Source organism: Rhodosalinus sp. 5P4 (genome assembly GCF_041365695.1).
Taxonomy (GTDB): Bacteria; Pseudomonadota; Alphaproteobacteria; order Rhodobacterales; family Rhodobacteraceae; genus Rhodosalinus.
In genome coordinates this window covers 517,765-535,737 of sequence record NZ_JBGFSJ010000002.1, presented here as the reverse complement: position 1 = coordinate 535,737, position 17,973 = coordinate 517,765, and the positions used below count along the sequence as shown (strand labels likewise).

Here is a 17,973-nt window from a genome sequence, read left to right as displayed (position 1 = left end):
TCTCCCGATGTTCCCAACACCGCGTCCCCGCGCCGCCGGTGAAGGCGTATTTACGGATCACAACACACCTCCGCAAGCCCTTTTTTCGTGAAACCGACACATTCCTGTGGAAAACTTCGACGCTCTTGGCCGCGGGTCTGCTCCTCAGGAGTGCTAGGCCGCCGCGCCCGCCCGCGCGAAGGCCTCGCGCAACCGCTCCAGCCCGCGCTCACGCAATTGGCGCACGCGCTCCCGGGAGATGCCGTAGGTCTCGCCGAGGTCCGCCAGGGTCTGGGGCGGGTCCTGCACGTAGCTCGCGATGACGATCTCGCGCTCGCGGTCGGGCAGCGCCGACATGTGCCCCGCCATCTTTCGCCAGAAGGCGCGCCGATCGAGGCGCGCGCCCACCAGCGCTTCCGAATCGCCCGACGGATCCTCGATCAGATCCTGGATGTCGCTGCCATCCTCGCCTGCCGCAGGACGGTTGAGCGAGCCGTCCCGCGCCGCCAGACGCTGGCGCATCGCCGCGACGGTCGTCTCGTCGACCTCGAGCTCGCGGGCGATCGCGGCGTCCAGCTCCTCGGGGCGCACCTCCCCGGAGAAGGCGAGCCGCGCCTCGACCCGGCGCAGGTTGAAGAAGAGGCGCCGTAGAGCCGGCGAATTCCCCAGCCGCACCAGAGACCAGCTGCGCAGGCGGTAATCCTGGATCTCGGCGCGGATCCACCAGGCCGCGTAGGTCGAAAACCGGAAACCACGGTCCGGGTCGAACCGCTCCGCGGCCTTGAGAAGGCCGATATTGGCTTGCTGGACGATATCCTCGTCGGGCGCGCGCCCTGCCCCGCCGGCGCGCCGCGCCACCGAAACCGCCAGCGCGCGATGGGCCGTCACCAGGCGGTTGCGCGCGTCGGTGTCGCCCTCGTCGCGCCAGGCCCGCGCGAGCGCCAGCTCCGTCTCGGCGTCGAGGAATTCCGCCGGACGGTCGAACTTGCTTCGGGAGCGGGACGGGGTGAATGGCTTGTTCATCGGGATCCGAGCAGCAGGGACGCCTTCAAGGGCGCAATCGTTTCGAAACGAAACTATGTTCCTGCGCGGCGGCTTGTCAATATGGTATCGGAACGCTACTTTTGGTCCATGACATCGCGCAGCGCCGACCCAAGCCACACGCCTGACGAGATCGCCGAGATGCTGGTCCATCTCGGACGCGCGGCGCGCGGCGAGGATGCCGCCGCGCGGCTGACGCCCGCGCAGTGGACCGGCCTTCGGTTCTTCGCCCGCGCCAACCGCGCCTCGCGCACACCATCCGCCTTCGCCAGCTTTCACGCCACGACGCGGGGGACCGCGTCGCAAACCGTGAAATCGCTCGAACAGAAGGGGCTGCTGACCCGCAGCCGGTCGGACGAGGATCGCCGCTCCGTGAGGTTCGAGTTGACGAACCATGGCCGCACGATGCTTCGCGCCGATCCGCTGCGTCATCTGGCCCACGCGATCGAGCGCCTGCCGGACCGGCAGCGCGCGGCGCTGTCCGCGGCGCTTCCGGCCGTCGCGACGGACCTCGCGACGATGCGCGGCGCGAGCGCCTTCGGCACCTGCGGCGACTGCCGGCATTTCGCCGGGCGCGACGGCGGCGGATACTGCGCCTGCGTCGCGGCTGAACTCACACCTGCCGAAATCGGACAGCTCTGCGCGAATTTCGCCGCCGATACCACGCACACCACGGATCCAGAGGAGACGACGTGACCTCCACACCCCCCGATCTCGGCCGACGAGAGGCCCCCGAGCCCTCGAACGGCCTGTCCCACCTTGGCCGCATCATCGCCGTGGCGAGCGGCAAGGGGGGCGTCGGCAAGTCCACCGTGACCACCAATCTCGCGCTGGCGCTGGCCGGGCGCGGGTTGCGCGTGGGTGTGGTGGACGCCGATCTTTACGGCCCCTCGATCCCGGGGATGCTCGGCGTGCCCACAGATGAGCCGCCCCTGCTCGACGCGGCGCGAAAGGTCATCCCGGCCGACGCGCACGGGGTGAAGGTGATCTCGATGGGGATGCTCACCGGCGACGACAAGCCCGCGATCCTGCGCGGCCCCATGGTGGCCAAGTATCTGCGCATGTTCGTCACAGAGGTTGCGTGGGGCGAGCTCGACGTGCTGCTGCTCGACCTGCCACCCGGCACGGGCGACGTGCAGCTGACGCTGGCGCAGGCCTTCCCGCTTTCGGGCGCGGTCATCGTGACGACGCCGCAGGACGTGAGCCTGAAGATCGCGCGGCGCGGCCTGCGCATGATGGAGCAGGTGAAGGTGCCGATCCTCGGCATCGTCGAGAACATGAGCGGGTTCACCTGTCCCGACTGCGGCTCGGTCACCCACATCTTCCACCGCGGCGGCGGCGAGCGGATCGCCGCGGATCTGGGCGTGCCCTTCCTCGGCGCCGTGCCGCTCGACCCGGCCGTGGTCGATTGCGGCGACGCGGGCAAGCCGCTCGTGGTGGCCTACCCGGACACGCCCGCCGCCGAAGCCTACCGCCGGATCGCCCACGAGGTGGCCGGAGAGGTCGAGGGCGGCGGCGGTCTTGCCCTGCCCTTCGACTGGGACTGGCAGAGCGGCGAGGGCAAGCCGCGCGGCGCGCCCGAGGCCGCGCGGCCCGGCGGCACGCCCGAACGGCCCGTCGCGGTGGAAAGCCCGGATGCGCGGACGCTGGGGATCGTCTGGGCCGACGGCCACCGCAGCCGCCACGACGTGCGCGACCTGCGTCTGGCCTGCCGCTGCGCGCAATGCGTCGACGAGATGAGCGGCCGGGCGCTTCTCGATCCGGCGAGCGTGCCGCTCGACATCGAACCACGCCGCATCTGGTCGCTGGGCAACTACGCCATCGGCATCGCCTTCAGCGACGGCCACCAGAGCGGGATCTACCCCTTCTCGACCCTGCGCGCCATGCAGCCTGCGGAGGTGGAAGATGTCTGAGAGACTGCGTATCCGCGCCGAACGCGCCGCGAGCGACCCCGACACCATGCGCTTCATGCTGGAGCGCGCGGTGCAGGAGGGCGCGAGCTGTTCGGCGGACGGGGAGGACGCGGGCGACGCCCCCCTGCCCCGCGCGATCCTCGGCCTCGACGGCGTGCGGACGCTTCATGTCTCGGGGCCGGCAGTCACCGTGACGAAGACGCCTGGGGCCGATTGGGAGGCGCTGAAGCCCTCGGTCGCCGCCGCCATCCGTGAGGTGCTGGCGACGACCGACGCCCCCCTCGGCGCCGGCGCGAAAGCCCCCGGCGCGGTGCGGTCCGACGCAGAGGTGCTGCGCGCCGTGCAGCATGTTCTCGACGCGCAGGCCAACCCGGCCATCGCCGCCCATGGCGGGCATGTCGCCGTCACCGACGTGAAGGACGGGACCGTGAGCCTGCGGATGTCGGGCGGCTGCCAGGGCTGCGCCGCCTCCGCCGCGACGCTGCGCCACGGTGTCGAGCAGATGATCCGCACCGCCGTGCCGGAGGTGCGCGAGATCGTGGACGTGACCGACCACTCGGCGGGCACCAATCCCTATTATTCCGACGCCCCCGCCGCACCCTCCGGCGCGACGCCGCTCCTCAACCGGCCCGTGCCCGAGGGCGCGATCAGCCACGAGAACGGGCAGTTCATGGTAGCGCCGGAATATCTCGGCCCGAAGCTCGGCCTCACGGCCGAGGACCTGCGGCAGGCGCTCCGCGCGGGCGAGGCCACCGCGCGCGTCGAGGAAGGCACGGGCCCCGACCGGGGCATGACCCGTGTCACGGTGCGCCACAAGACGCGCGCCTGGTCGGCCGAGATCGCTCCCGACGGCTCCGCGCGCGAGGTCCCCCCGCCGCGCGGCGCAAGCGACGACGACGCGGCCCTGCGCCAGAAGATTCGCAGTCAGGTCGCGGGCGCACCGCCGGGCGATCTGCCGATGACATACGGCGCGCTCGCCCGCGCGCTCGGCATGTACATGCCCGGCGCCGTCCGCCGTGTCACCCGCGCGCTCGAAGCCACCATGGCGGAGGATGCCGCCGCCGGCCGGCCCTTCCTGGCCGCGCTCGTCGTGAGCCGGATGCGCGGCCAGAAGCCCGGGCGCGGGTTCTTCGACGAGGCCGCGCGCCTCGGCCGGGGTCCGAAATCCGGCGAGGACGAGGAGGCGTGGTGGGCCCGCGAACTCGCCAAGGCACGCGCAACCTACCTGGAGCCGACCCCGGCGGACTGACGCGCCGCCCCCCGGACCGCCGCTACTCCGCCAGATGGCAGGCGACGCGCGTCCGGCCGATCTGCCGCATTTCGGGCCGTTCCTTCGCGCAACGCTCCACCGCGATCGGGCATCGCGGATGGAAGGCACAGCCCGGCGGCGGGTTGATCGCGTCGGGGATCTCGCCCTTCGGAGGCGCGACCTCGCGCCCGAAATCGTCCATGCGCGGCGCGGCATCAAAGAGCATCTGCGTGTAGGGGTGCTTCGGCTCCTCGAAGAGCCGGTCGCGCGGCGCCTCTTCCACGAGCCGTCCGAGGTAAAGCACGCCGATCACGTCGGCCATGTGCTGCACCACGGTGAGGTCGTGGCTGATGAAGAGATAGGTGAGCCCCAGCTCCTCCCGCAGATCGCTCATCAGGTTCAGCACCTGCGCCTGCACGGAGACGTCGAGCGCCGAAGTCGGCTCGTCGCAGACGATCACCCGCGGGTTGGACGCCAGCGCGCGGGCGATGCAGATCCGCTGGCGCTGCCCGCCCGAGAACTCGTGCGGGAACTTGGAGGCGTCCTGCGCCGACAGCCCCACCTGTTCCAGAAGCCGCTCCGCCAGCCCCGCCGTCTCGCCGCCCCGTGCCTTCACCGGCTCGGCGATGATGTCGCGCACCCGCCAGCGCGGGTTGAGCGAGGCGAAGGGATCCTGAAAGATCATCTGCACGTCGGAGCGGATGCGATCGACCTCGGCCGCATCCGCCTCGCGCGAGAGGTCCACGCCCTCGATCTCGACCGCGCCCTCGGTAGGCGGCACCAGGCCCACCACGATCTTGCCGATGGTGGACTTGCCGGAGCCCGACTCGCCCACCAGCGCGTAGACCGACTTTTCCTCGACCTCGAAGGAGACGTCGGAGACGGCGGTGAGAAAGGTCCTGGGCCGCCGCTCAAGCACGCGGTTCAGCCAGGGCTTGGACACGTCGAAGACGCGCGTCAGACGACGCACCGAAATCAGCGAACTCATGCGGCGCTTTCCTCCGCGTCCGGGGTCAGCGGGAACCAGCAGGCCGCGCGCCCCTCGCAGGCGGCCAGCGTGGGCGGCGGATCCTGCCGGCACTTGTCCTCGGCCCGATCGCAGCGCGGGTTGAACGGGCAGCCCGCCGGCAGGGCATTGAGCCGCGGCATGGCGCCGGGGATCTGGCGCAGCCGCTGCCGCCCGAGCGAGGCGAGCGGCGTCGAGGCCATGAGGCCCGCGGTATAGGGATGGCGCGCGCGCGTCAGCACCTCGCGCACCGGGCCGAGTTCCACCAGCCGGCCGGCATACATGACCGCCACGCGGTCCGCGGCCTCGGCGATCACGCCCATGTCGTGGGTGACCAGCATCACGGCCACGCCCTTCTCGCGGCAGAGCCGCTTCAGAAGCGCGATGATCTGCGCCTGCACCGACACGTCGAGCGCCGTGGTGGGCTCGTCGGCGATCACCAGGTCGGGCTCGGCGCAGAGGGCAAGCGCGATCACCACCCGCTGGCGCATCCCGCCCGAGAACTCGTGCGGGTAGCTGCCGATCCGGGCCGCGGCGGCGGGGATACCCACCTCTTCCAGCGCGGCCACCGCGCGGCGGCGCGCCTCCGCCTGGCCCACCGGCAGATGCTCGAGGATCGTCTCGGTCAGCTGATCGCCGATTGTCAGCAGCGGGTTGAGCGAGGTCAGCGGATCCTGGAAGATCATGCCGATCTTGTTGCCGCGGAGCTTGCGCAGCCGGTCGCGGGGCAGGTTGTCGATCCGCTCGCCATTGAGCAGGATCTCCCCCCCCGTGATGCGCGCCGGGGGATCGAGGAGGCCGATCACCGCGTTGCCGGTCATCGACTTGCCGGCGCCGGATTCGCCCACCACGCCGAGGATCTCGCCCGCGCGGATGTCGTAGCTGACCCCGTCGGTCGGGCGCAGCGTGCCCGCGCGGGTGGGAATCTCCACGACCAGGTCGCGGACGGAAAGCACGGGCGGGGCGTTCGCGCCGTCCCGCCCCTGGGTCGGGGTCGTGTCCGTCATCTCAGCCTCGGGTTGAGCGCGTCGCGCAGCCAGTCGCCCAGAAGGTTGATCGACAGCGCGAGCGCGAGCAGGGCAAGCGCCGGGAAGAAGAGGATCCACCACTCGCCCGAGAACATGAATTCCTGTCCGATCCGGATCAGGGTGCCGAGCGACGGCTGTGTCGGCGGCGCGCCGACGCCCAGGAAGGAAAGCGTGGCCTCGGCGATGATCGCGAGCGCGAGGCTGATCGTGGCGATCACCAGCACCGGGTTCAGCACGTTGGGCAGGATGTGGCGCAGCATGATCGCGGGGCCCGTCCGGCCGATGAGTCGCGCGGCCTGCACGTACTCCTTGTTCTTCTCCACCATGGTCGCGCCGCGCACGACGCGGGCGAACTGCACCCAGTCGCTGAGCCCGATGGCCAGGATCAGCACCCAGATGGCCATTTCGTTGCGGTATTCGGGCGGCGTGATGCCCTTGGCGATCCCGAAGATCAGCATGGCGACGAGGATCGCGGGGAAGGTGAGCTGCACGTCCGCCACGCGCATGATGATCGTCTCGGTCCAGCCGCCCACATAGGCCGCGATCAGTCCCAGCGTCACGCCCAGCACCATGGCCAGCAGCACGGCGCAGAACCCCACGAAGAGGGAGATCCGCATGCCGAAGAGGATGGTGGAGAAGACGTCGCGGCCCTGATCGTCGGTGCCGAGGATGAAGTAGTCGCCGGTGAACTGGTTCGCCGTACCGGGCGGGGTGAAGCCGTTCATCAGGTTGAGCGTCGCCGGGTCGAACGGGTCATGCGGCGCGATCAGGGGTGCCAGGACCGCGCCGAGGATCAGGACAAGAACCACGGCAAAGCTGGCCATCGCGACCGGGGAGCGGCGGAAGGAATAGGCGAAATCGCTGTCCCAGGCGCGCTTGAGGCGGCGCATGGCGCGGGCCTCGCGGACGGGGCTGAGCGGCGCATCGGTCATGCCGGTTTTCCTCCGGTGCGATCGACGCGCAGGCGCGGGTCGATCGCGAAATAGAGCAGGTCGACGATCAGGTTGATGCCGACGAACATGACCGAGATCATCATCAGGTAGGCGGCCATCACGGGGATGTCGACGAACTGGATCGCGTTGATGAAGAGAAGCCCCACCCCCGGCCACTGGAACACCGTCTCGGTGATGATCGCGAAGGCGATGATGGAGCCGAGTTGAAGCCCGGTGATCGTGATGACCGGCACCATCGTGTTCTTGAGCGCATGGCGGAAGTTGATCGCCCGCTCGCGCAGGCCGCGGGCACGGGCGAAGCGGATATAGTCCTGCCGCAGCACCTCGAGCATTTCCGTGCGCACCAGCCGCATGATGAGCGTCATCTGGTAAAGCCCGAGCGTGATCGCCGGCAGGATAAGCGCCTTGAGACCGCTTTCGGTCAGGAACCCGGTCGTCCACCAGCTGCCGACCCGCGTGACCTCGCCCCGCCCGAAGGACGGCAGCCAGCCGAGTTCGACCGAGAAGAGATAGATCAGCAGGATCCCGATCAGGAAGGTCGGCAGCGACACCCCGACGAGCGAGAGGGTCATGATCGTGTTGGCCGCGATGCCCCGCCTTCGGATCGCCGTGAAGACGCCGAGGCCGATCCCCGCCACCAGCGCGAAAAGGCCCGACATGAAGGCAAGTTCCAGCGTGGCCGGAAGCCGTTCGACCAGGATCTCCGACACCTCGCGGCCCTGGCGGTAGGATATTCCGAAATTGCCCTGCGCCGCCTGTTCGAGGAAACGCCAGTACTGCACGGGGAAAGGCTGGTCGAGCCCAAGCTCCATGCGCAGCCGTTCGACATCCGCCTGGGTGCGCTCCTGGCCGAGCATGTTGTCCACCGGGTCGCCGACGAAACGGAACATGGAGAAGGCGACAAGCCCCACGACAAGCAGGACCAGCAGGGACTGGAAAACGCGGCGGATGACATACGCGAGCATCCCGGCAAACTGTCCGCAAACGGCAGGGGCGTCAAGAACGCGGGCGCATGGCTGACGTGACGACTGCCGCCGCGTGGCCGCGTGCACGCCCCGTCGCGGCGTTCTGCCGGCCGCCCGCTCTATGCCCCGGCGGCCGGACGCACGACCACAAGATGGCGGGGAAGGCGGTTCGAAAAGGAAAGGGCGGCCCTCAGACCGCCCTTTCGCCGGTCCTTGCCGGATCGGCTCAGTTCATTTCGAAGAACTTCATCTTGGGATCGTCCTCGGGGCTCACCTCGATACCCACGCGGTCCGTCATGCCCCAGTTGAGCACCTGGTGGTGGACCGGCAGGTAGAGCGTCTCTTCCTGCACGACTTCCCAGATCGTGGCGATCATCTCGTTGCGCGCCTCGAGATCGGTTTCGGAGGCGAGCATCTCGATCATCTCGTCGATCTCGGAGTTCGAGAAGCCGGTGTTGTTCCAGCTGCCGCGCTCGGATCCGCGGGTGTGGACGAGGAAGTTGAAGATGTATTCCGAATCGTAGGTCGGCACGCCCCAGCCCAGCATGTAGAAATCGGTCTCGCCGTTGGTGATCAGCGGGAAGTGCTGCGCCTTGGGCTTGGCGTCGAGGTTCACCGTGATGCCGATCTGGGCCATCATCCCCACGACCGCCTGGCAGATCGCCTCGTCGTTGACGTAGCGGTCGTTCGGGCAGTCGAGCTGGATCGAGAAGCCGTCGGCATAGCCCGCTTCCTCCATCAGCGCCTTCGCGGCGTCGACATCGGTCGAGATCTGGTCCATCTCGGCGGTCCAGCCGTTGACGAAGGGCGGCGCGATCATGCCTGCGGGTGCGGACTGGCCGCGCATCACGACCTGCTGGATCGCCTCGCGATTGATCGCCAGGTTCATCGCCTTGCGCACGTTCACGTCCGCCAGCGGGTTCGCGCCGACCACGTCGTCATTGGCGATGTCGTCCGCCCCGAGGTTCAGCCCGAAGAAGATCGTGCGGTTCTGCGGGGCGGTCTTGACGACAAGGCCCTCGGTCTCGCCCACGCGGCCCAGATCCTGCACCGGCACGTCCTGGATGAAGTCCACCTCGCCCGACAGGAGCGCGGCGACGCGGGTGGCGGCGTTCTGGATCGGGGTGTAGACGATCTCGGTCACCTCGAGCGGGAACATGTCCTTGCCCCAGTAGTTCTCGTTCTGGGTCAGGACCGTCCGCACGTCGGGTTCGCGGCTGACGAGCGTGTAGGCACCGGTGCCCATCGCGTTGGTGGCGGCGAAGGTCGTCTCGCCGCTCTCGACGTCCTGCACCTCGACCGCGCCGTTGGCCTCGGCCCAGCCCTTGTCCATCATGAAGAGGTTGGTGAGGTTCGCCGGCAGGATCGGATTCGGACCGTCGGTCACGAATTCGACGGTGTGATCGTCGACCGCGCGCACCTCGACCACGGAGGAGAGCAACTCCTTCATGTTGGACTTTTCAGACTTCGCCCGGTTGATCGAGAACACCACGTCCTCGGCGGTGAAATCCGAGCCGTCGTGATATTTCACGCCCTGGCGCAGGTTGAACACCCAGACGTTCGGGTCGTCCGCGGACGGCGCCCAGTCGGTGGCGAGCGCCGCCTGGAACTGGCCGTCCATGTCCCGGATGATGAGCGGCTCGTAGATCTGGTGGGCGAGGGTATGGGTCGGCCCCTCGTTCTGGGCGTGCGGGTCGAGCGTGAGCGAGTCGCCCGCCCGCGCCCAGCGCAGCGTCTCGGCGGACGCGCCCGCGGCGGTCGTCACGAGAAGGGTGGTCGCCAGAAGGGCTGTCGTGCGTTTCATGTCTGTCTCCCTGTCGGTCATGGCCGCCCCGTTGCGCCGGGGCGGATGGTGGCGCGAGGATAACGCAACGGGCGGGACGGGCAACAGGCAGCTTCGGGCGACCAGGGGGCAGCCCCCCGGCGGGGGCCCGCGCGCCGCGGGCGGCCTTCGGGCGCGAAGCGGGTGTTGCGCCGGGCCGGTTCGCCCTATGTCTGGCGCGACAGCGAGCACCCGCGTGCAGCCCCGTGGGGCCGCGCCAGCCCGAAAGGACCGTTTCGATGAGGATCAACGCCGATTTCTCCAGGCGCGTCGTGGTCAGGTTCGACGACAGCGACTGGGTGCCCTCGCCGATGCCGGGCGTGGAGCGCAAGATGCTGGACCGTATCGGCGCCGAGGTCGCGCGCGCCACCAGCATCGTGCGCTACGCGCCGGGCAGCACCTTCTCGGCGCATACCCATGACGGCGGCGAGGAGTATCTCGTGCTCGACGGCACGTTCTGCGACGAGCACGGCGCCTTTCCGGTAGGCAGCTACGTCCGCAACCCGCCGACCTCCCGCCATACGCCCTCGGCGCCCGACGGCGCGACCATCCTCGTGAAGCTGCACCATTTCGACCCGGCCGACCGCACTGAGGTTCACGTGGACACCGCGGCGCGGGACGCCCCGCGCCTGCCGCTCTTTTCGGACAGCCGCGAGGATGTGGCGATCGAACGCTGGGCGCCGGGCGCCGAGGTATCGATCGACGCCCCGGGCGGGATGGAGGTCTTCGTGCTCGAGGGCGGCTTCGCCGAGGCCGGCGACACGCTGCGCCGTTGGGACTGGCTGCGCCTGCCGCCCGGAACGGCAACCAAGGCCAAGGCCGGCGCCGATGGCGCGCGCGTCTGGGTGAAGTCCGGCCATCTCGTTCACGTCCCCGCCGATGCCTGAGGCACCGAACGCCCCCCGCGAAGCGCAGACCGGACGATGACGTGACGGTCGTTCCCGGGCAGAAGAACCGGGGCCGCTTCGGCTGACTTGCGGGATGGTGCCGGCACCAGGGATCGAACCCGGGACCCCCTGATTACAAGTCAGGTGCTCTACCAGCTGAGCTATACCGGCCCGAGGGCTGCGTTAGACGATCGCGCGTCGTCTGTCCAGCAAAGGACGCCCGGTTTGACGCGACTGCGGGCGCGGGTATAGCTGCGGCGCTGACGGAGGAGCGGCATGAAGGTCATCATCCACACCGGCGCACACTGCACCGACGAAGACCGGCTGCTCAAAAGCCTTCTGCGCAACGCCGACACGCTGCGCGGGGCCGGTGTGGCGGTGCCTGGACCGGGGCGCTACCGGAAGCTTCTGCGCGACACACTGACCTCGATGCGCAAGACCGCGCCCGCCGAAGACGCCCGCGAGGTGATCCTCGACGCGATCCTCGACGAGGACCCGGACGCGGTGCGCCGGCTGGTGCTCTCGAACGACAGCTTCTTCGCGGCCCCGCGGCTGGCGCTCGCGGGCGGGACGCTCTACCCGCTGGCGGAGGAACGGCTGGCCTACCTCGCCGAACTGCTGCACGAGGACGAGCTTGTGATGGCCATGGGGCTGCGCGACCCGGCAAGCTTCCTGCCCGCGCTCTTCGAAAGCTCCAAGCATACCGATTTCGACGAGATGCTCGACGGCGCCGATCCGGAAACGCTGCGCTGGTCGGACCTCGTCATCCGCATCCGCGACGCGCTGCCGGGACTGCAGATGATTCTCTGGTGCAACGAGGACACGGCCTTCGTCTGGGCCGACGTTCTGCGCGCTGTGGCCGGGCTGCCCTCCGAGACCGACCTGGCCGGGGATTTCGACGTGGCCTCCGCGATCCTGACCGACCTGGGCGCCGCGCGGCTCAGGGGATACCTCAAGGAGGCCCCGCCGATGAAGCCGGCGCAGCGCCGGCGGGTGATGGCCGCCTTCCTCGACCGCTACGCGGACCCCGGCAAGGTGGAGGAAGAGATCGACCTGCCGGGATGGGACGCGGCGAAGCTGGAGCGGCTCAGCGCCGCCTACGACGTGGACGTCGCGCGCATCGCGGCGATGCCCGAGGTCCGCTTCATCCGGCCCTGATCTCGGCCCCGCCCTGCCAGACGCGGGCGAGCGAGAGAGCCTCGTCCAGAAGCACCATGTCCGCCCTGAGCCCGGGCGCGAGGCGCCCCGCGCGCAGCCCGGCGACCCGCGCCGGGATGGAGGTAGCCATGGCGAGCGCGCTGTCGCGGTCGAGGCCCACCGGCCCGGTCATCACCGAAAGCGCGCCAGCCATGTCGAGATCGGCGCCCGCAAGCGTGCCGTCCTCCAGCGTCAGACGCCCGCCCGCGCGACGGATCTCTCGTCCGCCAAGGCGAAAGCGCGCCGCGTCCGTTCCCGCCGCGGCCATCGCGTCGGTCACAAGGAAAAGCCGTCCGGGCCCGGCCTTGGCGCGCAACGCCACGCGGATCGCCGAGGGATCGACGTGGACCCCGTCCGCGATCAGCCCCGCATCGACCGTACCCGCCTCGAGCGCCGCCCCGACGAGACCCGGCGCCCGCGCCGTGAGCTGCGACATCGCGTTGAAGAGATGCGTGACGGCGCGCGCGCCCGCCGCGAAGAGCGCGGCGCACGCCTCGGCCGGCGCATCCGTATGCCCCAGCGAGACCAGCACCCCGGCCCGGGCGAGCGCGGCGACCTGGGCGGGCGTGACCGCCTCGGGCGCCACCGTCAGCATCAGCAGGGAAAGCCGGCGCGCCGCGTCCAGATAGAGATCGAGATCGTCCTGCGTCATCGGGCGCAGCCGCGCCGGGTCGTGCGCACCCGGCCGGGCGAGATGCGGCCCCTCGAGATGAAGCCCCGCGACGCCCGGCCACCCCGCGCCCGCCACGGCCGAGATGGCGGCCCGGGTCGCCTCGGGCGTGTCGCTGACGAGCGTGGGCAGGATGGTCGTCGCGCCGAGCCGCGCATGGGCGCGGGCGATGCCGGCGACCGCGTCGGCCGAGAGCGCCTCGCCCAGCATGACGCCGCCGCCGCCGTTCACCTGCAGATCGACGAAACCCGGGGCCAGGAGGCCGCCCGCCAGACGCTCCACCGCGACCTGCCGGGGCAGATCGCTTTCGGGCAGCACGGCGGCGATGTCCCCGTCCTCAAGAAGGACCGCGTGCCCGCGACGCGTCCGCGTGCCGTCGAAAACCTCCGCCCCGGTCAGCGCGCGGGTGCCGTTCAGGCCATGCCCAGCGCGGATTTGTACATCTCCAGCACCGCCTCCTCCTCGGCGATGTCGTCGGGCTCGCGCTTGCGCAGCGCGATCACCTTGCGCATCACCTTGGTGTCGTAGCCGCGCGCCTTCGCCTCGGCCATGACCTCCTTCTGCTGATCGGCGATTTCCTTCTTCTCGGTCTCGAGCCGCTCGAACCGCTCGATGAACTGGCGCAACTCGTTCGCGGCGACGCCATAGGCCTCAGCCGTGCCGCCCGCGCCGTCCCGCTCGGCGAAATCCTGCATGGCACCCTGCCTCCGTGCTTTGTGGGGAAGCTACTTGCTAGCGCCCTGCCGGCCCCCTCGCAAGGGGTTGCCGGGGGCGCCCCGATCCACTAGCTCGCCCGGCGTGGCGCGGCGAGGAGAAGGCGCATGGACATCTTGATCTGGAGCGGTGCGGCCCTCGCGCTTCTGGGATTGGCGGGCCTCGTCTGGAGCATCGCGACGGTGGCCGGCGCCAAGCGCGCGAAGCTCGACGACGACGAGATGCGCGCGGTCCTGCAAAAGGCGCTGCCGCGCAACCTCGCCTCGCTCGGCCTCTCGGTGATCGGGCTCATGGCCGTGATCGTGGGCGTTGCGCTCGCCTGACGGCGCGCGCTCAGACCGGCAGGTTGTCGAACCTGTCCTCGATCAGGTCGTCGGGCTCCTCCTCGTCCGCCGCGCGGAATTCGCGCGCCTTGAGCCGCGCGACCAAGTCCTCCAGACGCAGGAGCAAGTCCTCGCGCAGCGTCTCGTCGGCCTCGGGCAGGCGCTTCTCGATATCCGCGATCTCGGCTTCGAGCCCGGTCGTCTCAGACGTTTCGTCCGCCATGGCGCTTCCCCCTCGGGTCATGTGTTCAAAGATGCCGCGCAATCCGCGCAGAACGGCGTGGCCGGCAGCACATCGAGGCGTGCGGGGTTGATCTCTTTCCCGCACTTGGCGCAGTGGCCGTATTCTCCCTCGCGGATGCGCTGAAGCGCGGCACGAATGCGGCGGACCTCCTCCTGTCCGGCCTCGCCCAGCGCCTCGAGCACCTCGTCCCCCTCGCGTTCGACCGCGTCTTCCTCCCAGTCGCGGGAATGCGGCTCGTCGAGCTCGGCCTCGATGGAATGCAGCCTGGCATCCAGTTCGCCGAGGCGCGCCAGCAAGGTCGCGCGGCGGTCTTCAAGGGTGGCCATTCAGTCTCTCTCCTCGGATGAACTTCGGGCAGCATGTCGGTCAAGGTGCCCGCTTGCCTTGACGCAGGTCAAGACGATTGCCGAGCCGCGTCGCCCTTGATACACATTCCCGAAATTGTATATGTTGCGGCGCAACGAAGGGAGACGCCCCATGAAACCAGAAGTCAAAGCCTTCTTCGACGAAGCGACCAACACGATTTCCTACGTCGTGCGCGAGCCCCACGGCAAGGCCGCCGCGATCATCGACAGCGTGCTGGACTTCGATTACGCTTCCGGGCGCACCGACACGCGCTCGGCCGACGCGATCATCGAGCATGTCAGGGCCGAGGATCTCGATCCCGTCTGGATCCTCGAGACGCACGTGCACGCGGACCACCTCTCCGCCGCGCCCTACCTGCAGGAGAAGCTGGGCGGCCGGATCGGGATCGGAGAGAACATCCGCATCGTGCAGGACACCTTCGGCAAGGTGTTCAACGAGGGCACCGAGTTCCAGCGCGACGGCAGCCAGTTCGACCGGCTTTTCAAGGAGGGCGACAGCTTTCACATCGGCCAGCTTCGCGGCGACGTGCTGCACACGCCCGGCCACACGCCCGCCTGCCTGACCTACGTCATCGGCGACGCGGCCTTCGTGGGCGACACGCTCTTCATGCCCGATTTCGGTACCGCGCGCTGCGACTTCCCGGGCGGCTCGTCCGAGACGATGTACGACTCGGTGCAGAAGATCCTCGCCCTTCCCGACGAGACGCGCATCTTCGTCGGCCACGACTACAAGGCGCCGGGCCGCGAGGATTACGCCTGGGAGACGACCGTGGGCGAGCAGAAGGCGAAGAACGTCCACGTGGGCGGCGGCAAGTCGAAGGACGACTTCGTGCGCATGCGCGACGAGCGTGACGCGACGCTGAACATGCCCAAGCTCATCATCCCGTCGCTCCAGGTGAACATGCGCGCCGGGCAGATGCCGCCGGCGGACGATCAGGGCGACGTCTTCCTCAAGGTGCCGGTCAACAAGATCTGACCTGACCGGCTTTCCGCCGGGCGCATGCGCAGGATGCCCGCGCGTCCGGCGCTTGATCCAGAACGGGACAACAGGGAAACGCGACGATGGAACAGGACTGGATTTGGGGCCTGATCGGCGGGCTGCTGATCGGCTCGGGGGGTGCCGTCTATCTTCTAGCCAACGGCCGAATCATGGGCGCAAGCGGCATCCTCGGGGGGCTCGTGGATGGCTCGGGACGCAGCGACGCGTGGGAGCGCCTTGCCTTCCTCGCGGGCGTGGTGCTGCTGCCGGTGCTGCTCTACCCGCTCTACGGCGCGGTCGAGACGAACGTGAAGTCGAACTGGGCGGTGCTGATCGCCGCCGGCCTGCTGGTGGGCCTCGGCACCCGCATCGCCAACGGCTGCACATCGGGCCACGGCGTCTGCGGGATCTCCCGGTTCAGCCTGCGCGGGATCGCCTCGACCGTGGGCTACATCCTTGCCGGCGCCGTCACGGTGCTGCTTTTCCGCCATGTCTGGGGGATCATCTGATGCGACACGTCTTCGCCTTTCTCGCAGGCGGGCTCTTCGGGGCCGGGCTTTTCGTTTCGGGCATGACCGACACAGCCAAGGTGCAGGGTTGGCTCGACATCTTCGGCGACTGGGATCCGACGCTCGCCTTCGTGATGGGCGGCGCGATCATCCCCATGGCGATCGCCTGGCGGCTGGCCGGACGCCGCCGGACACCGGTCCTGGGCGGGACGTTCCCGCCCCCGCCCCCCGTGCGTCTCGACCGGCGCCTCGCCGCGGGCTCCGTCATGTTCGGCATGGGCTGGGGGCTTGCCGGCCTCTGCCCCGGACCGGCCGTGGCATCGCTGAGCTATGGTGGCGTCGGCCACTGGGTCTTTTTCGCGGCGATGATCGCGGGCATGATGGTGTGGCCGGTCCTGCGGGACGCGCTGGAGCGCCCCGTGGCGGCGGAATGAGGAGAACGAGCATGGACATTCGCCAGATCGACGCGCGCTATCACGTCTCGCCCCAGATCGCGGCCGAGGACGCCGAGGCGCTCGCCGAGGCGGGCTTCACCCGGGTGATCTGCAACCGGCCCGACGCCGAGGTGCCGCCGAGCCACCAGGCGGAGGCGATCGGCGAGGCGGTGCGGGCCGCGGGCCTCGAATTCGAGGTCTTGCCGCTCACCCATGAGACGATGACGCCCGAGAACGTGGCCCGGCAGGCCGCGCTCGTGGACACGGCGCCCGGAAAGGTGCTGGCCTACTGCGCGTCCGGCACACGCTGCACGGTGGTCTGGGCCCTCGGGCAGGCGAGGCGACAGTCTCCCGAAGAGATCCTTTCCGCCGCGGCGCAGGCGGGATACCGCATCGACGGGCTTCGGCCCACGCTCGACGCGCTTGCCGGGCGCGGCTGAGGCGCCGCCGCACGCGGGCTAGGCGTTCCCGGTCCCTGTGTCCGTGTCGTCAGATGCGAGGGCGTCCATGTCGAAGGGCGCCCCGTCGCCGTCCGTGAAGGCGCTTGCCTGCACGGGCTCGAAGTCGAGCGGGGGCAGGTCCGGCAAGTCGAAGGGGTCGCTTTCGGGCGCAGATGGCTGCGTCCTGGCCGGCGGATCGGCCTCCTCGATGGGTGGCAGCGCCACCTCCGGCGGGGACGGGTCCTGCGGGCGGTCCGGCCCGCTCTCGTCCGTGGGGGTCTCTTCCGGCGTGTCGGGCTCGTCCTGTGCCCCCGGCAGCCCCTTGGGCCGCCCCGGCAGGCGCACCGCGCGCATCCCCTCCACCCGGCCGAGCCGCACCTTGCAAAGCACGCGGCCGTCCGGGGCCTCCAGCTCCGCCGACTCGAGCGCGCCGCCGGGAATGGCGAAGCGCTCGCCCGGCGCCAGCCGCCCCACGCGCGCGATCGGAATTTGCAGGCGATGCAGCACCACGCGCAACTCCGCCGTCGCGCGAAGCGCCGCCTCCGCGAGGCGCCGCGGCTCCGCGTCGCGCCGCGCCGGGGCGGGCGGATCTTCGGGCTGCGGCAGCGCCAGCGTCAACGTGCCCGTCCGCGCGCCGCCGCCCAGTTCCAGCGAGAAACGGAACTGCCGGTAATCCGGCGCCTGGAGCGCGCGCGTCAGCGTTCGCAGATCGGGAAGCCAGGCCCCGAACCGCATGCCCTTGACCCAGGCGGCCTCCGCGCTGCCGGAAAGATCCGTCGCCGCGCGTTCGAAGAGGCCGTCGATCAGGGGTTGCGCGAGCGCCGCGTCGGTGGCGGTGAAAGCGCGATCTTCCGCGGCCCGGTCGGTCACACGGCCGGTCGTCTGCTGTTCGATCAGGGCGGCGAGCGCCGAACGGTCGAGCGTCAGAACGCCGGCCGCGCCCTCCGGCCCCTCGATCAGCACCAGGAGCGCGTCGTCGTCGAGCCCGTCGACGAGAGCCTCCTGGTCGAGACCTTCCTGCGCGACATCGGTGACCACGAGATCGAGGCCCAGGCGGCGTTCTGCCACGCGCGCCATGGCGAGGCGAAGCGCCCGCGCGGGCGACATCGCGCGCGCCTCCGCCTGGCGGCGGCCGGCCCGCGCCTTCCGGCGTAATGCTGCGTTCTCTACTGTCTCGGCCATGATCCGTTCACCCGCCCACGCGAGTCCTTCCGAAGCGAGCCTAGACGCCCTTCGTTACCGACCGGTTGACCGG

General features: G+C 69.9%; 21 protein-coding genes and 1 tRNA gene. 10 read left to right on the top strand and 12 right to left on the bottom strand.

The window, feature by feature from the left end; translation table 11 throughout:
• Positions 1-153 precede the first annotated feature (153 nt).
• The gene (locus AB6A69_RS05580; RefSeq protein ID WP_371060033.1) at positions 154-1,002 is read right to left on the bottom strand and encodes a sigma-70 family RNA polymerase sigma factor; all 849 of its coding nucleotides are present in this window, start codon (positions 1,000-1,002) and stop codon (positions 154-156) included.
• A gap of 108 nt (positions 1,003-1,110) precedes the next feature.
• On the opposite strand from AB6A69_RS05580, the gene AB6A69_RS05575 reads away from it, so the two are divergent.
• Genes AB6A69_RS05575 through AB6A69_RS05565 form a run of 3 tightly spaced genes read left to right on the top strand, consistent with a single transcriptional unit; the run spans position 1,111 to position 4,182 of the window.
• On the top strand, positions 1,111-1,716 hold the full coding sequence (locus tag AB6A69_RS05575) for a MarR family winged helix-turn-helix transcriptional regulator (RefSeq protein WP_371039134.1): 606 nt from the start codon (positions 1,111-1,113) through the stop codon (positions 1,714-1,716).
• Entirely contained in the window at positions 1,713-2,933 is a 1,221-nt protein-coding gene (locus tag AB6A69_RS05570) for a P-loop NTPase (RefSeq protein WP_371060032.1), read from the top strand. The genes AB6A69_RS05575 and AB6A69_RS05570 overlap by 4 nt, the downstream gene beginning before the upstream one ends.
• On the top strand, positions 2,926-4,182 hold the full coding sequence (locus AB6A69_RS05565; RefSeq protein ID WP_371060031.1) for a DUF6522 family protein: 1,257 nt from the start codon (positions 2,926-2,928) through the stop codon (positions 4,180-4,182). Before AB6A69_RS05570 ends, AB6A69_RS05565 begins: the two co-directional genes overlap by 8 nt.
• Positions 4,183-4,204: 22 nt before the next feature.
• Here the strand turns inward: AB6A69_RS05565 and AB6A69_RS05560 are convergent, their stop codons facing one another.
• From AB6A69_RS05560 to AB6A69_RS05540, 5 genes are all read right to left on the bottom strand, one after another.
• A complete protein-coding gene (locus AB6A69_RS05560; RefSeq protein ID WP_371060030.1) occupies positions 4,205-5,170 on the bottom strand; it encodes an ABC transporter ATP-binding protein in 966 nt (321 codons plus the stop codon).
• On the bottom strand, positions 5,167-6,195 hold the full coding sequence (locus tag AB6A69_RS05555) for an ABC transporter ATP-binding protein (protein WP_371060029.1): 1,029 nt from the start codon (positions 6,193-6,195) through the stop codon (positions 5,167-5,169). The genes AB6A69_RS05560 and AB6A69_RS05555 overlap by 4 nt, the downstream gene beginning before the upstream one ends.
• Positions 6,192-7,148, bottom strand: a complete 957-nt coding sequence (locus AB6A69_RS05550) for an ABC transporter permease (protein WP_371060028.1) — start codon at positions 7,146-7,148, stop codon at positions 6,192-6,194. Before AB6A69_RS05550 ends, AB6A69_RS05555 begins: the two co-directional genes overlap by 4 nt.
• The gene (locus AB6A69_RS05545; protein WP_371039140.1) at positions 7,145-8,134 is read right to left on the bottom strand and encodes an ABC transporter permease; all 990 of its coding nucleotides are present in this window, start codon (positions 8,132-8,134) and stop codon (positions 7,145-7,147) included. The genes AB6A69_RS05550 and AB6A69_RS05545 overlap by 4 nt, the downstream gene beginning before the upstream one ends.
• A 226-nt stretch (positions 8,135-8,360) precedes the next feature.
• Positions 8,361-9,938, bottom strand: coding sequence for an ABC transporter substrate-binding protein (locus AB6A69_RS05540; RefSeq protein WP_371055680.1), 1,578 nt, complete (start codon positions 9,936-9,938; stop codon positions 8,361-8,363).
• Positions 9,939-10,195: 257 nt separating this feature from the next.
• On the opposite strand from AB6A69_RS05540, the gene AB6A69_RS05535 reads away from it, so the two are divergent.
• Positions 10,196-10,843, top strand: coding sequence for a cupin domain-containing protein (locus AB6A69_RS05535; protein ID WP_371060027.1), 648 nt, complete (start codon positions 10,196-10,198; stop codon positions 10,841-10,843).
• Positions 10,844-10,938: 95 nt separating this feature from the next.
• On the opposite strand, the gene AB6A69_RS05530 is transcribed toward AB6A69_RS05535, so the two are convergent.
• Positions 10,939-11,014 (bottom strand) — tRNA-Thr (locus AB6A69_RS05530).
• Between the two features lie 105 nt (positions 11,015-11,119).
• On the opposite strand from AB6A69_RS05530, the gene AB6A69_RS05525 reads away from it, so the two are divergent.
• Positions 11,120-12,001 carry a hypothetical protein gene (locus AB6A69_RS05525; protein ID WP_371060026.1) on the top strand — a complete coding sequence of 294 codons (882 nt, stop codon included), beginning with the start codon at positions 11,120-11,122 and terminating at the stop codon, positions 11,999-12,001.
• Here the strand turns inward: AB6A69_RS05525 and nagA are convergent.
• Positions 11,988-13,109 (bottom strand): N-acetylglucosamine-6-phosphate deacetylase, encoded by a 1,122-nt coding sequence (gene nagA / locus AB6A69_RS05520; RefSeq protein ID WP_371060047.1) that lies wholly within the window; start codon positions 13,107-13,109, stop codon positions 11,988-11,990. The genes AB6A69_RS05525 and nagA overlap by 14 nt on opposite strands.
• 14 nt (positions 13,110-13,123) lie before the next feature.
• On the bottom strand, positions 13,124-13,405 hold the full coding sequence (locus AB6A69_RS05515; RefSeq protein WP_371060025.1) for a DUF2312 domain-containing protein: 282 nt from the start codon (positions 13,403-13,405) through the stop codon (positions 13,124-13,126).
• A gap of 126 nt (positions 13,406-13,531) precedes the next feature.
• Between AB6A69_RS05515 and AB6A69_RS05510 the strand changes: the two genes are divergently transcribed.
• Positions 13,532-13,747, top strand: coding sequence for a hypothetical protein (locus tag AB6A69_RS05510; protein ID WP_371039145.1), 216 nt, complete (start codon positions 13,532-13,534; stop codon positions 13,745-13,747).
• A gap of 10 nt (positions 13,748-13,757) precedes the next feature.
• Here AB6A69_RS05510 and AB6A69_RS05505 read toward each other — a convergent pair whose 3' ends face one another.
• Entirely contained in the window at positions 13,758-13,970 is a 213-nt protein-coding gene (locus AB6A69_RS05505; RefSeq protein ID WP_371039146.1) for a hypothetical protein, read from the bottom strand.
• A 17-nt stretch (positions 13,971-13,987) separates the two neighbouring features.
• On the bottom strand, positions 13,988-14,317 hold the full coding sequence (locus AB6A69_RS05500; protein ID WP_371060024.1) for a TraR/DksA family transcriptional regulator: 330 nt from the start codon (positions 14,315-14,317) through the stop codon (positions 13,988-13,990).
• Positions 14,318-14,468: 151 nt separating this feature from the next.
• Between AB6A69_RS05500 and AB6A69_RS05495 the strand changes: the two genes are divergently transcribed.
• The 4 genes from AB6A69_RS05495 (at position 14,469) to AB6A69_RS05480 (ending at position 16,718) form a co-directional block, all read left to right on the top strand.
• A complete protein-coding gene (locus AB6A69_RS05495; RefSeq protein WP_371055683.1) occupies positions 14,469-15,332 on the top strand; it encodes an MBL fold metallo-hydrolase in 864 nt (287 codons plus the stop codon).
• An 86-nt stretch (positions 15,333-15,418) separates the two neighbouring features.
• Positions 15,419-15,844: a YeeE/YedE family protein gene (locus AB6A69_RS05490; protein WP_371060023.1), complete on the top strand. Its 426-nt coding sequence runs from the start codon at positions 15,419-15,421 to the stop codon at positions 15,842-15,844.
• Positions 15,844-16,278 (top strand): DUF6691 family protein, encoded by a 435-nt coding sequence (locus AB6A69_RS05485; protein ID WP_371060022.1) that lies wholly within the window; start codon positions 15,844-15,846, stop codon positions 16,276-16,278. Before AB6A69_RS05490 ends, AB6A69_RS05485 begins: the two co-directional genes overlap by 1 nt.
• 11 nt (positions 16,279-16,289) lie before the next feature.
• Complete coding sequence (locus AB6A69_RS05480) at positions 16,290-16,718, top strand: TIGR01244 family sulfur transferase (RefSeq protein ID WP_371060021.1); 429 nt, start codon at positions 16,290-16,292, stop codon at positions 16,716-16,718.
• Between the two features lie 18 nt (positions 16,719-16,736).
• Here the strand turns inward: AB6A69_RS05480 and AB6A69_RS05475 are convergent, their stop codons facing one another.
• Complete coding sequence (locus AB6A69_RS05475; RefSeq protein ID WP_371060020.1) at positions 16,737-17,900, bottom strand: hypothetical protein; 1,164 nt, start codon at positions 17,898-17,900, stop codon at positions 16,737-16,739.
• Positions 17,901-17,973 lie beyond the last annotated feature (73 nt).

What these genes read in the sequence shown, in the direction of transcription:
- AB6A69_RS05580 (WP_371060033.1), bottom strand. Translation starts at nt 1,002, where the DNA reads ATGAACAAGCCATTCACCCCGTCCCGCTCCCGAAGCAAGTTCGACCGT.
- AB6A69_RS05545 (WP_371039140.1), bottom strand. Translation starts at nt 8,134, where the DNA reads ATGCTCGCGTATGTCATCCGCCGCGTTTTCCAGTCCCTGCTGGTCCTG.
- AB6A69_RS05485 (WP_371060022.1), top strand. Translation starts at nt 15,844, where the DNA reads ATGCGACACGTCTTCGCCTTTCTCGCAGGCGGGCTCTTCGGGGCCGGG.
- AB6A69_RS05495 (WP_371055683.1), top strand. Translation starts at nt 14,469, where the DNA reads ATGAAACCAGAAGTCAAAGCCTTCTTCGACGAAGCGACCAACACGATT.
- AB6A69_RS05515 (WP_371060025.1), bottom strand. Translation starts at nt 13,405, where the DNA reads ATGCAGGATTTCGCCGAGCGGGACGGCGCGGGCGGCACGGCTGAGGCC.
- AB6A69_RS05565 (WP_371060031.1), top strand. Translation starts at nt 2,926, where the DNA reads ATGTCTGAGAGACTGCGTATCCGCGCCGAACGCGCCGCGAGCGACCCC.
- AB6A69_RS05500 (WP_371060024.1), bottom strand. Translation starts at nt 14,317, where the DNA reads ATGGCCACCCTTGAAGACCGCCGCGCGACCTTGCTGGCGCGCCTCGGC.
- AB6A69_RS05525 (WP_371060026.1), top strand. Translation starts at nt 11,120, where the DNA reads ATGAAGGTCATCATCCACACCGGCGCACACTGCACCGACGAAGACCGG.
- AB6A69_RS05510 (WP_371039145.1), top strand. Translation starts at nt 13,532, where the DNA reads ATGGACATCTTGATCTGGAGCGGTGCGGCCCTCGCGCTTCTGGGATTG.
- AB6A69_RS05560 (WP_371060030.1), bottom strand. Translation starts at nt 5,170, where the DNA reads ATGAGTTCGCTGATTTCGGTGCGTCGTCTGACGCGCGTCTTCGACGTG.
- AB6A69_RS05550 (WP_371060028.1), bottom strand. Translation starts at nt 7,148, where the DNA reads ATGACCGATGCGCCGCTCAGCCCCGTCCGCGAGGCCCGCGCCATGCGC.
- AB6A69_RS05575 (WP_371039134.1), top strand. Translation starts at nt 1,111, where the DNA reads ATGACATCGCGCAGCGCCGACCCAAGCCACACGCCTGACGAGATCGCC.
- AB6A69_RS05540 (WP_371055680.1), bottom strand. Translation starts at nt 9,938, where the DNA reads ATGAAACGCACGACAGCCCTTCTGGCGACCACCCTTCTCGTGACGACC.
- AB6A69_RS05535 (WP_371060027.1), top strand. Translation starts at nt 10,196, where the DNA reads ATGAGGATCAACGCCGATTTCTCCAGGCGCGTCGTGGTCAGGTTCGAC.
- AB6A69_RS05480 (WP_371060021.1), top strand. Translation starts at nt 16,290, where the DNA reads ATGGACATTCGCCAGATCGACGCGCGCTATCACGTCTCGCCCCAGATC.
- AB6A69_RS05490 (WP_371060023.1), top strand. Translation starts at nt 15,419, where the DNA reads ATGGAACAGGACTGGATTTGGGGCCTGATCGGCGGGCTGCTGATCGGC.
- AB6A69_RS05505 (WP_371039146.1), bottom strand. Translation starts at nt 13,970, where the DNA reads ATGGCGGACGAAACGTCTGAGACGACCGGGCTCGAAGCCGAGATCGCG.
- AB6A69_RS05475 (WP_371060020.1), bottom strand. Translation starts at nt 17,900, where the DNA reads ATGGCCGAGACAGTAGAGAACGCAGCATTACGCCGGAAGGCGCGGGCC.
- AB6A69_RS05555 (WP_371060029.1), bottom strand. Translation starts at nt 6,195, where the DNA reads ATGACGGACACGACCCCGACCCAGGGGCGGGACGGCGCGAACGCCCCG.